The sequence below is a fragment of the Pseudoalteromonas sp. 4NS20-0020 genome (genome assembly GCF_057554385.1).
Map to the genome: position 1 here is coordinate 787,031 of NZ_BAAJMI010000001.1, position 12,245 is coordinate 799,275.

General features: G+C 40.7%; 12 protein-coding genes. 5 read left to right on the forward strand and 7 right to left on the reverse strand.

Going from position 1 to position 12,245, the window contains the following annotated elements; translation table 11 throughout:
* Positions 1-8: 8 nt before the first annotated feature.
* The 6 genes from rlmH to leuS are packed head-to-tail and all read right to left on the reverse strand — an operon-like array spanning position 9 to position 5,668.
* Positions 9-479 (reverse strand): 23S rRNA (pseudouridine(1915)-N(3))-methyltransferase RlmH, encoded by a 471-nt coding sequence (gene rlmH, locus AC27JL_RS03635; RefSeq protein ID WP_002958522.1) that lies wholly within the window; start codon positions 477-479, stop codon positions 9-11.
* Between the two features lie 37 nt (positions 480-516).
* Positions 517-834, reverse strand: a complete 318-nt coding sequence (gene rsfS / locus AC27JL_RS03640) for a ribosome silencing factor (protein ID WP_006793397.1) — start codon at positions 832-834, stop codon at positions 517-519.
* Positions 835-889: 55 nt separating this feature from the next.
* On the reverse strand, positions 890-1,525 hold the full coding sequence (gene nadD / locus AC27JL_RS03645) for a nicotinate-nucleotide adenylyltransferase (RefSeq protein WP_487194817.1): 636 nt from the start codon (positions 1,523-1,525) through the stop codon (positions 890-892).
* 24 nt (positions 1,526-1,549) lie between these two features.
* Positions 1,550-2,587, reverse strand: coding sequence for a DNA polymerase III subunit delta (gene holA / locus AC27JL_RS03650; RefSeq protein ID WP_487194818.1), 1,038 nt, complete (start codon positions 2,585-2,587; stop codon positions 1,550-1,552).
* Positions 2,587-3,078, reverse strand: coding sequence for an LPS-assembly lipoprotein LptE (locus AC27JL_RS03655; protein WP_006793400.1), 492 nt, complete (start codon positions 3,076-3,078; stop codon positions 2,587-2,589). The genes holA and AC27JL_RS03655 overlap by 1 nt, the downstream gene beginning before the upstream one ends.
* Before the next feature lies 1 nt (position 3,079).
* Positions 3,080-5,668, reverse strand: coding sequence for a leucine--tRNA ligase (gene leuS / locus AC27JL_RS03660; RefSeq protein WP_487194819.1), 2,589 nt, complete (start codon positions 5,666-5,668; stop codon positions 3,080-3,082).
* A gap of 290 nt (positions 5,669-5,958) precedes the next feature.
* Between leuS and AC27JL_RS03665 the strand changes: the two genes are divergently transcribed.
* From AC27JL_RS03665 to bamJ, 3 genes are all read left to right on the forward strand, one after another.
* Complete coding sequence (locus AC27JL_RS03665) at positions 5,959-6,417, forward strand: zinc ribbon-containing protein (protein WP_010555995.1); 459 nt, start codon at positions 5,959-5,961, stop codon at positions 6,415-6,417.
* Positions 6,418-6,494: 77 nt separating this feature from the next.
* A complete protein-coding gene (locus tag AC27JL_RS03670) occupies positions 6,495-8,933 on the forward strand; it encodes a Lon protease family protein (protein WP_410900113.1) in 2,439 nt (812 codons plus the stop codon).
* 2 nt (positions 8,934-8,935) lie between these two features.
* On the forward strand, positions 8,936-9,412 hold the full coding sequence (gene bamJ / locus AC27JL_RS03675; protein ID WP_008128159.1) for a BamJ family beta-barrel-assembly machinery protein: 477 nt from the start codon (positions 8,936-8,938) through the stop codon (positions 9,410-9,412).
* Positions 9,413-9,461: 49 nt separating this feature from the next.
* On the opposite strand, the gene AC27JL_RS03680 is transcribed toward bamJ, so the two are convergent.
* Positions 9,462-9,986 (reverse strand): CIA30 family protein, encoded by a 525-nt coding sequence (locus AC27JL_RS03680; protein WP_487194821.1) that lies wholly within the window; start codon positions 9,984-9,986, stop codon positions 9,462-9,464.
* Positions 9,987-10,313: 327 nt separating this feature from the next.
* On the opposite strand from AC27JL_RS03680, the gene AC27JL_RS03685 reads away from it, so the two are divergent.
* Both AC27JL_RS03685 and AC27JL_RS03690 read left to right on the forward strand, forming a co-directional pair.
* Positions 10,314-11,327, forward strand: a complete 1,014-nt coding sequence (locus tag AC27JL_RS03685; RefSeq protein ID WP_487194822.1) for an RDD family protein — start codon at positions 10,314-10,316, stop codon at positions 11,325-11,327.
* Between the two features lie 40 nt (positions 11,328-11,367).
* The gene (locus AC27JL_RS03690) at positions 11,368-12,228 is read left to right on the forward strand and encodes an alpha/beta hydrolase (protein ID WP_487194856.1); all 861 of its coding nucleotides are present in this window, start codon (positions 11,368-11,370) and stop codon (positions 12,226-12,228) included.
* Positions 12,229-12,245: the final 17 nt, after the last annotated feature.

The window sequence follows — 12,245 nt, forward strand, 5'->3', positions numbered from 1 at the left end:
GCAAGGCATTACTCGCGATGATAGGGATGATTGTTATTTAAGCTCCAGCCCCTATATAGGCTTTCTGCAACAATAATTCGCACCAAAGGGTGTGGTAATGTTAGGTTCGATAACGACCATTTTTGCTCCGATGCAGCAATGCATTCTGGAGCAAGTCCTTCTGGGCCGCCAATAAGTAAACTTACATCGCGGCCATCGAGTTGCCATTTTTCCATGTTTTTAGCAAGTTGGTGAGTATCTAGCGCTTTGCCAGTGACTTCTAGCGTAACAATACGATTGCCTTTAGGAATAGCGGCTAATGTTTTTTCGCCTTCAATATGTAAAATACGCTTTATATCGGCATTTTTGCCACGTTTACCAGCGGGTATTTCAATTAGCTCTAAAGCCATATCCTTGGGAAAACGGCGCTGGTATTCAGCAAATCCCGTTTCTACCCACGCTGGCATTTTTGTACCAACAGCAATCATTTGTATTTTCACGAATAACTTCCAAGCGTTGCTTTTAACAAGTGGGTGGTTAGCCCCACAGTTTTTCTAGATCGTAATAGCTACGTGCTTCAGTTTGCATCACGTGTACAACCACATCGCCTAAATCAACCAGTGCCCATTCGCCGTCATTTTCGCCTTCATAGCCTAATGGCTCTGAATCTGCATGACGTGCTTCTTTTGCTAAGTGGTCAGCGATTGATTGAACGTGGCGTTTAGACGTGCCAGTACAAATTACCATGTAATCGGTAATGTCTGATTTATCAGTTACGTCTATGTCAACGATGTCACGCGCTTTCATATCGTCAATTTTATCCATTGCAAAGGCGAGTAGTTGTTTTGAATCCAAGGTTTTGTCTCAATTTAAAAATTTAATGGCGCGTATTTTAACACGCTAGGCATTTTTAAGCATCAATTTGATATAGCTGATGCATTTGTATGTAATGACTCACGGCATCGGGTAATAGTTCATTCTTTTTGTTACTTTTTTTAAGATCATCACGAATAGAACTGGAAGCTGCATCAAGCATTTTACCCGGTAAAAAGTAAAGTTTACCACCTAAATGCTCTGCAATAAGAGCGGGGTCATCCACGAGGGCATGCTGCATGTAGTGTTTAAGCTCACCTTTTACCTGACAACTCTGCGCTGGTCGTTGATATACCACAATATGGCAAAGCTCAGTAATTGTTTGCCATTCAAACCACTTATCAAGAGAATTAAATGAATCCATTCCAATCAAAAATAATATAGGTGTGCTTGGGTACTCTTTACGCAGTTCTTGCAGGCTAAGTAATGAGTATGATGGGCCTGAACGATCTAGCTCTCTTAAATCGAGTGCAAAATGAGGGTACGGTTTAATCGCCGCATTGAGCATATTAACACGATGTTCTGTGCTTATACCTGGTGCCGCTTTGTGGGCAGGTAGTGCGCAGGGCATAAAATACAATGTGCTTAAATTAAATGCGCTTACACATTGCTGAGCCATATTAATATGGCCTAGATGAACGGGGTCGAAGGTGCCACCAAAAATAGCAATCATTTTTTTGTCCAACAGGTTAAGCAACTAATTAAGGCTGTGACGCGGCATAGGAATATCGAGCGGTTGACAAAACTTAATACAAATATGTGCAAGTGCCTGATAAGGAGCAATTAAGTTGCCTTGTTTATAGCTTGCATCAAATAAAGCAATGTCACTATTAATTTGCTCAAGTACAGTAATATTTAGGCGATTAACGGCATTTTGCACCGGCCCTTGCTGATTTTTCCAAATGGCATTTTGTTTAAATAAGCTGGCGATTGGCTCACCATTTAACAATCCCAATTGCACATTCATCAAGGTGTTGAGCTCTTTTGTAATCGCCCACAATATACTCACTACTTCAGTGTTGTCACTGGCTAATTTGTTTAAAACTTTAATGGCTTGCTTGGCATGACCATTTAATAAGGCATCGCTTAAATCAAAAATATCAAATTTGGCTTGATTTAATAACCCTTGCATAACCAATTGCTGGGTAATAAGTGCGTTGCCATGCAGTAAGGAGAGCTTTTCAAGTTCCTGAAAACACGCTAGAAGGTTACCTTCTGTAGCATTGATAAGGCTTAATTTGGCATCATTTTGCATGTTAAGAGCCAAGCGTTGACATTGCTCATCAAGCCATTGTTTTACGTGCGAGCCAGTCAGTGGGTAACAAGGTACAAATACACCTTGTTTGTCGAGCGCTTTAAACCAGGCACCGCGTTGTACTTCTTGGCTCGCTTTTGCACCTTTAATAATTAGTATCGTGTCGGGGTTAACAAGCTCAACGACACGCTTAAAGGTATTACTACCAATTACACCGGGCTTTTGCTGGTTTAGATCAAACTCAATAATAGTGCGTGCACTAAATAACGACATGCTTTGATATTGCGCTATTATTTCTTGCCAATCAAATCCTTGCATTAAAGTAAATTTAATGACTTCATCAAAGCCTTGTGCTTTGGCAGTATCGCGGATTAGCTGAACACACTGTGCTTCTTGAAAAGGCTCTTCACCAAAAACTAGGTAAAAAGGTTTTAAGCCTTTGTTTAACTCGTTAGGTAATTGATTAGCGTAACAGCGCATTACAGTTGCGACAGCTCTCTAACAATACGGCGACTTGCTTGCTTACGAATTTCGTTAATTAGCAGCTCTAGCTCTTTGGCTTTGGCAAGTGCGTTATCGGGGTCGTCTTGATAATTTCTATAAAGCTCAAAGCGTTTTTCTATAGCATCTTTATTGGGGTGTTTTAGAACATATGAAACGCCATAGGCAAGTTCGTATTCAGCAACCTGGCCATTTTTAAATAACGACAACGTTTGGCGTTCTATGGTTTCTTTACGTAAATACAGCTGCGCTACGTTTTTAGATGAAGAGGTAAGTTCAACTTCACTTGCTAACAGCTCTTTTTGTAGCTGTTCAAATAAAGCTGATTTTTCGTCATCACCAATAAGCGTAATGAGTTTTAGATTATCAGGCAGGCTTGACGCTTGCTTTAAGTGAAACCCACAACTAGATAACAAAAAACAGACTAGCGCTAAGGCTAGCCCGTTTTTAATGGCCTTAAATACAGCCATATTAGTTAGCAACCACGTTAAGTAGTTTACCTGGCACGTAAATGATCTTACGAATGGTTTTACCATCAGTAAACTTAGTTACGTTTGCTTCTGCAAAGGCAAGTGTTTCTACTTGTTCTTGTGTTGCATCTGCTGCCACAGTTAGCTTAGCGCGAAGTTTACCGTTTACTTGAACGATGATGAGCTTTTCATCTTCAACTAAGGCTGATTCGTCAACTATTGGCCATGCTGCATCTAAAATATCACCGTCTTTACCTAGTTCTTCCCACAACTCATGAGATAAATGCGGCGTAATAGGGGCAAGCATAATGATTAACGCTTCAAGTGCCTCGTTTGCAATGGCAATGTCTTGTGCATCGTTAAGTGGCGCTTTTATTAACTTATTAGACAGCTCCATGATGGCAGCAATTGCCGTGTTAAACGTTTGACGGCGTTCAACATCATCGCTTACCTTTGCAATGGCTTTGTGTAATTCGCGACGAAGTACTTTTTGTGGGTTAGTAAGCGCAGACTTTTCAAGTGCTTGGTAACCTGCCGCTTTCACGTCTACTGCGTATTTCCATACACGTTTTAAGAATCTGTGTGCGCCTTCAACGCCAGAGTCTGACCATTCAAGTGTTTGTTCTGGTGGTGCAGTAAACATCATGAATAAACGCACTGTATCAGCACCGTATTGTGCAATTACTTGTTGTGGGTCTATACCGTTATTTTTAGACTTAGACATTTTGCTCATGCCTGAAGAAAATACTGGTTCGCCATCTTCCTTGTGCCATGCTTTAGTAACTCGACCTTTTTCGTCAGTTTCTGTTTCTACATCGCTTGGTGAAATCCAAATATCACCACCTTTCTCATCTTTACGATAGAACGTTTCAGCCAATACCATGCCTTGACATAGTAAGCGGTCAAATGGCTCGTCTGAATTTACTAAACCAAAGTCACGTAATAGTTTATGGAAAAAGCGTGAGTACAATAAGTGTAAAATTGCGTGTTCAATACCACCTATGTATTGGTTTACAGGTAACCAATAGTTAGCGGCTGCTGGGTCTAACATGCCTTCGTCGTAACGTGGGCTACAGTAACGTGCGTAATACCAAGACGATTCCATAAAAGTATCGAAGGTGTCAGTTTCGTGAGTAGCAGGTACGCCGTTTACTGTGGTTTTAGCCCACTCAGGGTCTGCTTTTATTGGTGATGTTACACCATTCATTACCACGTCTTCTGGTAAGCGAACTGGTAACATATCTTCTGTTGCAGCAAGCTCGTTGCCGTTTTCGTCGCTCAGCATTGGAATTGGAGAGCCCCAATAACGTTGGCGGCTAACACCCCAGTCACGTAAACGGAAGTTTACTTTACGCTCACCCACGCCTAGTGCTTCTAGTTTGTCGGCAATCGCATTAAACGCTGCTGAAAAGTCTAATCCATCAAATTCGCCAGAGTTTACTAATACACCTTTTTCGGTGAATGCTTCTTGCGCTAGGTTTACTTCAAAGTCTGAGCCTTCAACAGGCGCAATAACTTGTTTAATATCTAGGCCGTATGCATTTGCAAACTCAAAGTCACGTTGGTCGTGGGCAGGTACTGCCATTACTGCGCCTGAGCCGTAATGCATAAGCACAAAGTTAGCCACCCAAATAGGCACTTGCTTGCCTGTTAATGGGTGAGTTGCGTAAAAGCCTGTTGCAATGCCTTTTTTCTCCATTGTTGCCATATCTGCTTCGGCTACTTTGGTGTTTTTGCATTCTTCAACAAACATTGCAATCGCATCGCTGTTTTTAGCTGCTTCTTGGGCAATAGGGTGGCCACCGGCAACGGCAAGATAAGTTACACCCATAAAAGTATCTGGGCGAGTGGTGTATACGCTAAACTTTTCGTTGTTATCGGTACGCGTAAACTCAATGTCTAAACCTTCAGAGCGGCCAATCCAATTGCGCTGCATGGTTTTAACTTGCTCAGGCCAGTCGTCTAATTTGTCTAAATCGTCTAAAAGCTCTTGTGCGTAGTCGGTAATCTTAATAAACCACTGCGGGATTTCTTTTTGCTCAACCACAGCGCCAGAGCGCCAACCGCGACCGTCAATGACTTGTTCGTTAGCAAGTACAGTTTGATCAACCGGATCCCAGTTTACGGTCGACATTTTTTTGTACACTAAGCCTTTTTCGTAAAGCTTAGTAAAAAACCACTGCTCCCACTTATAGTACTCTGGGTGACACGTTGCAATTTCACGATCCCAATCGTAACCAAAACCTAATTGCTTAAGTTGGTTACGCATGTAATCAATGTTTTCGTAAGTCCACTTTGCAGGCGCTGTTTTATTTTTAATAGCGGCGTTTTCTGCTGGTAAACCAAACGCATCCCAACCCATAGGCTGCATTACGTTTTTGCCTTGCAGGCGCTGGAAACGAGAAACAACATCACCAATGGTGTAGTTACGCACATGACCCATATGCAGTCGACCACTCGGATAAGGGAACATAGAAAGACAGTAATATTTTTCTTTGCTCTCATCTTCAGTGACTTTAAATACTTGGTTTTCTTCCCAGTAGCTTTGTACTTTTGACTCTATATCTTGCGGGTTATATTGCTCTTGCATCTACGATTCCAGACTTCTTGCAAACTAATAAAAAATTGCCGATAGGATAACCCAAATAAAGCACTATTCACAGCGTCAAAAACACCGTTTTGCTAAATTGTAACCTTCATGTCAGGTTAACCTATACTTATCTATGTTAAACGTCAGGCGTGTTGACCTGTGTAGATTGAAATTTGCTCAGTTTAGGGTTTTCTAATCACATTATAAAATGTCACTTAGTGGCCTGAGCAAAGATTCATAAATATTGCGTCAATCCAACTCGTTTATTAGCAATTTTGAAGGAGTACATAATGGCAGATTATAAAGCATGGCTTAGTGATTTAAGCGCGTGGCTAAAAGACATCAAAGATCATGAGGTAAAAGATGCGGTAACTCGTTTTGTTGAATCAGAGCAAGCACTTAAAAATTTAGGTGAGGAAAAGTATCAGCTCTACCGCAACTACTTAAAACGTGACATAGAGCACCTTAGCGAGAACGATTCCCACTATAATTCGCTTGCATGGCAAGAGCTTAAAGAATCTTTATGGTTTGAACTTTCACATATAGAAGACAAAACTCAGCTGGAATGGCAATCCTTAAACCAAGATTTTAAACATAATGGGGTGTATCACGCAGGTGAATGGATAGCCATGGGCACATTAGTATGTAAGAATTGCACTCATAGTTACGATGTTTATCACGCCACACAAATTTTACCGTGTATTGAGTGTGATGGAATCTATTTTAGTCGTAAGGCACTGCACCCTTAAGCATATGTATTAAGTGGCTGCTGGCCACTTAATACGCCCAAAAGCCAGCGATTATGCTGGTATATAAAGAAGTTAGAATGACGAAAAAACTGCTGCCACTATCTGTATCAACGCTTGCACCTAGTATTTCTGCTAATCACGTACTGACGTGCATGAATAATCCCTACCCAGAGCAACTCAATTTTATTGGGCAACAACGTGCACAAAGTGCGCTCGACTTTTCGCTGGGGATGGAATTACCTGGTTATAACGTTTACGTTATGGGCGAAGCCGCACATGGGCGTTACACACTCGTAAAGGACAAACTAAAACAGCATGCCAAAGGCCGAGTAACCCCAAACGAATGGTTGTATGTTAATAACTACGACGACCATCGCGAGCCAATAGCATTGTTTATGCAGGCAGGGCAAAGCAAACAATTGAGTGACGATATAGACTCGTTTTTAGACGAAGTGCTCGACACGTTTCCAGCCGCATTTGATAACCCTGCTTACCAGCGAAAGAAAAAATCAATTGATCGTGAATTTAATGATGCTTACGACAGCGCAATTACTGCCGTTGAAGTGGCTGCGCTTGAGCAAAGTGTTGCACTTGTTGAAGAAAAAAGCTCAGTGGGCTTTGCGCCACTTATAGATGGCAAGCAGTTGAGTGATAGCGAGTTTGCAGAACTAGAAGATGAACTTCGCGAAGCGTTTTTTGAGAAAATAGAAAAACTAGAAGATGCGTTAATTGAAGCACTGATAGAGTTGCCGCGTTGGAAACGTGAATCTAAAGAAAAACTCCGCAACCTTAAAAAGTCGACCGCTGAGCAAGCAACTAAACCACTGTTAAAAGATTTAGAACATAAATACGCCACACATATTGGCGTGCTTCGCTATTTAAAAGACATACGTGTAGAAATTATAGATGCTGTACTTGAATGGCTAGACGATGAAGACGAAAACGAAGAGAATAAAGAAGACTTTGATCGTAAAGGCATGCTCACTGACTTTTTTGCACCCAATATTTTAGTCGAGTTTAAAGAAGACGATGCAGCCCCCGTGGTGTACGAGCCTAACCCTACCTTTGGTAATTTATTTGGCAAAATAGAGTATGCCACTTCACAAGGTACACTAATCACCAGCTACCGCTCAATTCAGCCCGGTGCATTACACCGTGCAAATGGCGGTTATTTGATAATGGATGCTGAAAAAGTAATGGCTAACCCGCAAGTGTGGGATGGGCTAAAGTTATCGCTGAAAATGCACCAAATTAAAAATGACTTACCATATCAAGATAGTACAGTAGGCACGAGCTTTACGCTTCGCCCGCAATTGATCCCACTTGATGTAAAAATTATTTTATTAGGCTCGCGCGATTTGTATTACACCATAGGTGAATACGATGAAGAATTCGCAGAGCTATTCAGAGTACTAGCAGACTTTGATTACTATTTACCAAGCAGTGATAAGTTACAGTACCAGTTTATTACTAAAGTGACAGAGTACTGCGAAAAAACGCTTAAGTGCACCACAACGCAAGCCGCTATGGTGAGATTGCTTAAATTTAGTTATCGCCAAGCTGAGCATCATAACAAGCTTTCAGCGCGTTTTGCTGATGTGTTAGAGCTGGTGGCTGAGGCAAGTTATTACGCAAAACAAGATAAGCTAACGGTTATTGATGCGCATCATATTGATGAAGCCATTGAGGGTAAGCAATACCGCACCGGTCAAATTAGTGAAAATATGCTCAGTGATATCAAAGAAGGCCACACGTTAATTGCTACAACCGGACAAGCCATTGGTAAAGTAAATGGCTTAACGGTACTGCACATTGGTGATACGTCGTTTGGTACACCGGCGCGAATTACTGCCACGGTATACGCCGGCGCTGATGGCGTAATAGACGTAGAGCGCGAAGCAGAACTGGGTAAAGCTATTCACTCTAAAGGCGTGATGTTACTTACCGGTTATTTAGGTAATAAATATGCCCAGCAGTTTAGCCTTACGCTCAGCGCAAACATTGCAATAGAACAAAGCTATGGCTACATAGACGGCGATAGTGCCTCGTTGGCTGAGCTTTGCGCGTTAATTTCGGCTATTACAAGCTTACCAATAAGCCAATCAATTGCGCTTACCGGCTCTATAAACCAACATGGTGATGTACAAGCTATTGGTGGTGTAAACGAGAAGATAGAAGGCTTTTTTAAGTTGTGTAAAATGCGCGGCTTAACGGGTGAGCAAGGCGTCATTATTCCTAAGTCAAACCAAGTTAATTTGGTTTTAGACGACGAAATACTCAATGCAGTAGAGCAAGGCAAATTTAATATTTACGCAGTAGAGACGGTCGATCAGGCGCTAAACTTACTGATGGATATTGAAGCGGGCGAACTCATCGACGATGTATACCCTGAAAGTTCAGTAAACGGCATCGCACTTGCGCGTTTAAAAGAGATTGCCGATATTGTTAATGGCGATAACGAAGACGATGCGGATGACGAGCTAGAAAACGAAAAACTAGAAGACGAGAAAAACTAATTATGATCAATATTATTTTGGCGGTTGTGATCGCTATTTTGTGCGTTTTAATATTTAAAAACAGTAAAAAGGCCAAACAACAGTCGATTGCTAATGCGCAAATTGAAAGCGACTATTTAGTGGCAAACGCTAAGGTAGATGGTGTATTAGAAACTGCATCTGGCCTGCAATATAAAGTATTGCACAAAGGAGAAAACAGCAACACACCTAGCCCAACAAGTATGGTCAATGTGCATTACCACGGTACACTCATCGACGGAACTGTGTTTGATAGCTCAGTAGAGCGCAAGTCACCTATCAGCTTTGGTTTACACCAAGTTATTAAAGGGTGGACCGAGGGGTTACAGTTAATGAGCCCGGGAGATAAATTTCAGTTTTATATACCGCATCAGTTGGCTTATGGCGAAAAGCGGGTAGGGAGTATTCCACCAGCATCACTGCTTATTTTTGAAGTAGAACTGCTTGCAATAGAGTCGTAAACTTACCGTGTATGCTCACTTTTAACCGATTAAAAGTGAGCATGACGTACTAACCTGCAAATTCAATGTGTGCTATTTCAAGCTTAAATTTTCCCGCCTGTTTTCCTGCAATCATAAAACCAAGTTGTCTAATATCACTAAAATCAATCACCGGTTGCTGCATTAGCGTACGACCACGAAAAGTAAGCGTAAAATCGCTTGGGGTAAAATTAATGTTAGTCCATTCATTTTCTATTGTTTTAAATGAGTGTGTATACGCAGGTCCATCAAGGTAGTTGGATGTACGCAGCCTTAGTTGATACGTTTGACCATCACCTTTAACACGTAAATTAATAGTATTTGCGTTTTGGCCCTGTGTGTTGAGCTCAGTGCGGATAGAAGCAAACCCTCCGTTATTTTTAAGCGATACATTACCTTCAAATACCAATGCCTCTTTTGTATGGCTTACTTGGCTATTAGACACGCCCCCCATGACCGAATCGTTTACAACGTACCAACGCTGATTGGCGTTAACCTCTGCGCTTAGCAGCAAAGTATTAAATATAAAAAGAGAGGCTAATTGTTTAGTGGTCATTGGGGTTGCTCCTAAGGGTTTTGATAAACTAATACGATCACATATATAAATTGTTCACTTAACCTAAACTAATTTATTAATAACGTGCAGGGCTTGCTGGCTTTTAAGGATAAAAAATTTGTTAAATCGAGGGTTTTTAGTCACTGCGCAAAGTTTGTAACCTAGTGGACTAAATAAAAATCGAGTAAAGCTTCTGCGTCCCGCTCACCCTTTTACCTTCACCTTGAAGGCAACAAACAGTAAATAGCGCTTGTTTGAATTAGCTTGAGCAAAAAATAAAAAGCGCGTAAGTTAAACGCGTTACCTATTTTAATAACAAGAATTAAAATGAAAGCAAAAGAAATAGAACAATTAGAATTATCTAAAACCGAAACTAGAGAAGTCATTACCCCTTATGCATTTAAGGTTGATAACGCTCTGTTAGGCATACCTCTGGCAACACCTCTTAAACGAGCTTTAGCAATAGTAATAGATGTTGCCCTAATATTTGTAGCTGCAAAGCTTAGCGCCACCTTAATTGCGTTTGTTGCTGCTATGGCTTTTTATAAAGGCACTGCGCAGCAATACCTTCCTAAAATGTCGAGTGTATGGCGAAGAATATTAAAAATAGTAGCGGCGAGTATTTTATTTGTAAGCGCTCTTGCTGTGCTTTCAATTGGCATAGATTACTTAGAAGGCGATGACTCTGCTCAAGGCTTAACTGTTCAAGGCTTAAAAATAGAGGATGACATTCAGCTTACTTCCACAGAAAAAAAGCAGGTAAATGCCTACTTAGTGCAAACAGACGACGAAAGCTGTGAGCAATCTTGTCAACAAAATGCACTTGATAATTTGATAGGGCAAGTACCCAAATTAGCCGAAATGGACGACCTACAAAACCCACAACTTGCAAAAGCATTTTTACAATTATTAGTGCTTGGTGAAAATAACGGATTAAAGCTTGCGCAGTTAACAGAAGATAAACCCGCACAAACAACCACAAACAGTATTTTGCAGTGGGGCAAAGGTATTATCCAAGACTTGGGCTTAGGTTTTGGGTGGGCTGCTGTTTACTTTACGCTATTTTCATTACTTTGGCGTGGCCAAACTCCCGGTAAGAAGGTGTGTAATATACGTGTTGTTGCCTTAAATGGCGAACCACTTGGTTTGCTTGATTGCTTTGGCCGCTACGGTGGTTATGGCGCGGGTTTTGCCACTGGGTTACTAGGCTTTTTACAAGTGTATTGGGACCCAAACAGGCAAGCCATTCAAGATAAAATATCAGCGACTGTGGTTATTCAAGGTAGCGTAAAGCAAATTGTGAATATAGAAACAGTAGAAGAAACCGTAAAAGCTAAATAATTAATAGTTATAGGCAATAGGTACGCTAGTGAAGTTTTTAATGTTGACGATTATCACTTTATTTTTTGCAATCAGTGCAAGTGCTTCCGAGTCGGTTGTGTTAGCAAAGAATAACCATATTGAGTCTCGAATTTTAAAAGAGAGGCGATTTTATAGCGTTTACTTACCACCTAGTTATAGCCAAAATACTGATAAAACATACCCTGTAGTTTACTTACTTGATGGTGATAGCACACATTTAAAAGCAGTTGCAGGGCTGGTAGAAGCGTTAAGTACAGAGCGTTTAGAGCAGCAAATACAGCAAGCAATTATTGTAGCTATTCCTAACAGCCAAAACGCAATAAGAGAGCGCGACTTTACCCCAACCAATGTTGACTGGACGTTTAACGAAAAATTATTAGAAAGGTTTGAAAATATCGGCAATGCCGCAAACTACAGTGCATTTTTTGAAAAAGAACTTATTCCACATATTAATAAAAACTACCGAACATCAAATAAGCGGGTATTAATTGGTGAGTCTTTTGGTGGCTTATTTGCAAGTTACGTACTGTTGACTAATCACACATTATTTACAGATTACTTAATAATTGATGCTACCTACATTTGGGATAATAATTATTTAAACCGTTACTTTAAAAATAACCAACTTGAAAACAAAGAGATGGCAGGGGGTGTGTATTTTACGTTTGCGAATAACGCCACAGCATTTGGTGAAATAGGTAAAACAAATTATCAGTGGGGATTAGCGTTTGCAGATAAATTAAGGAATCACCCAAGTAAAAAATTAACAGTAAAACAGCGTTACTTTGAAAACGAAACACACGGTACCGTTGCTGCACTTAGCTGGTATTATGGATTGAGAAAATTACTTCAACAATCAGTTGTAATTGAAAATCGATAAATAACTATAAATTAAAG

Coding starts and splice junctions, on each gene's coding strand:
- nadD (WP_487194817.1), bottom strand. CDS start 1,525: ATGATTGCTATTTTTGGTGGCACCTTCGACCCCGTTCATCTAGGCCAT.
- holA (WP_487194818.1), bottom strand. CDS start 2,587: ATGCGCTGTTACGCTAATCAATTACCTAACGAGTTAAACAAAGGCTTA.
- AC27JL_RS03655 (WP_006793400.1), bottom strand. CDS start 3,078: ATGGCTGTATTTAAGGCCATTAAAAACGGGCTAGCCTTAGCGCTAGTC.
- leuS (WP_487194819.1), bottom strand. CDS start 5,668: ATGCAAGAGCAATATAACCCGCAAGATATAGAGTCAAAAGTACAAAGC.
- AC27JL_RS03665 (WP_010555995.1), top strand. CDS start 5,959: ATGGCAGATTATAAAGCATGGCTTAGTGATTTAAGCGCGTGGCTAAAA.
- AC27JL_RS03670 (WP_410900113.1), top strand. CDS start 6,495: ATGACGAAAAAACTGCTGCCACTATCTGTATCAACGCTTGCACCTAGT.
- bamJ (WP_008128159.1), top strand. CDS start 8,936: ATGATCAATATTATTTTGGCGGTTGTGATCGCTATTTTGTGCGTTTTA.
- AC27JL_RS03680 (WP_487194821.1), bottom strand. CDS start 9,986: ATGACCACTAAACAATTAGCCTCTCTTTTTATATTTAATACTTTGCTG.
- AC27JL_RS03685 (WP_487194822.1), top strand. CDS start 10,314: ATGAAAGCAAAAGAAATAGAACAATTAGAATTATCTAAAACCGAAACT.
- AC27JL_RS03690 (WP_487194856.1), top strand. CDS start 11,368: ATGTTGACGATTATCACTTTATTTTTTGCAATCAGTGCAAGTGCTTCC.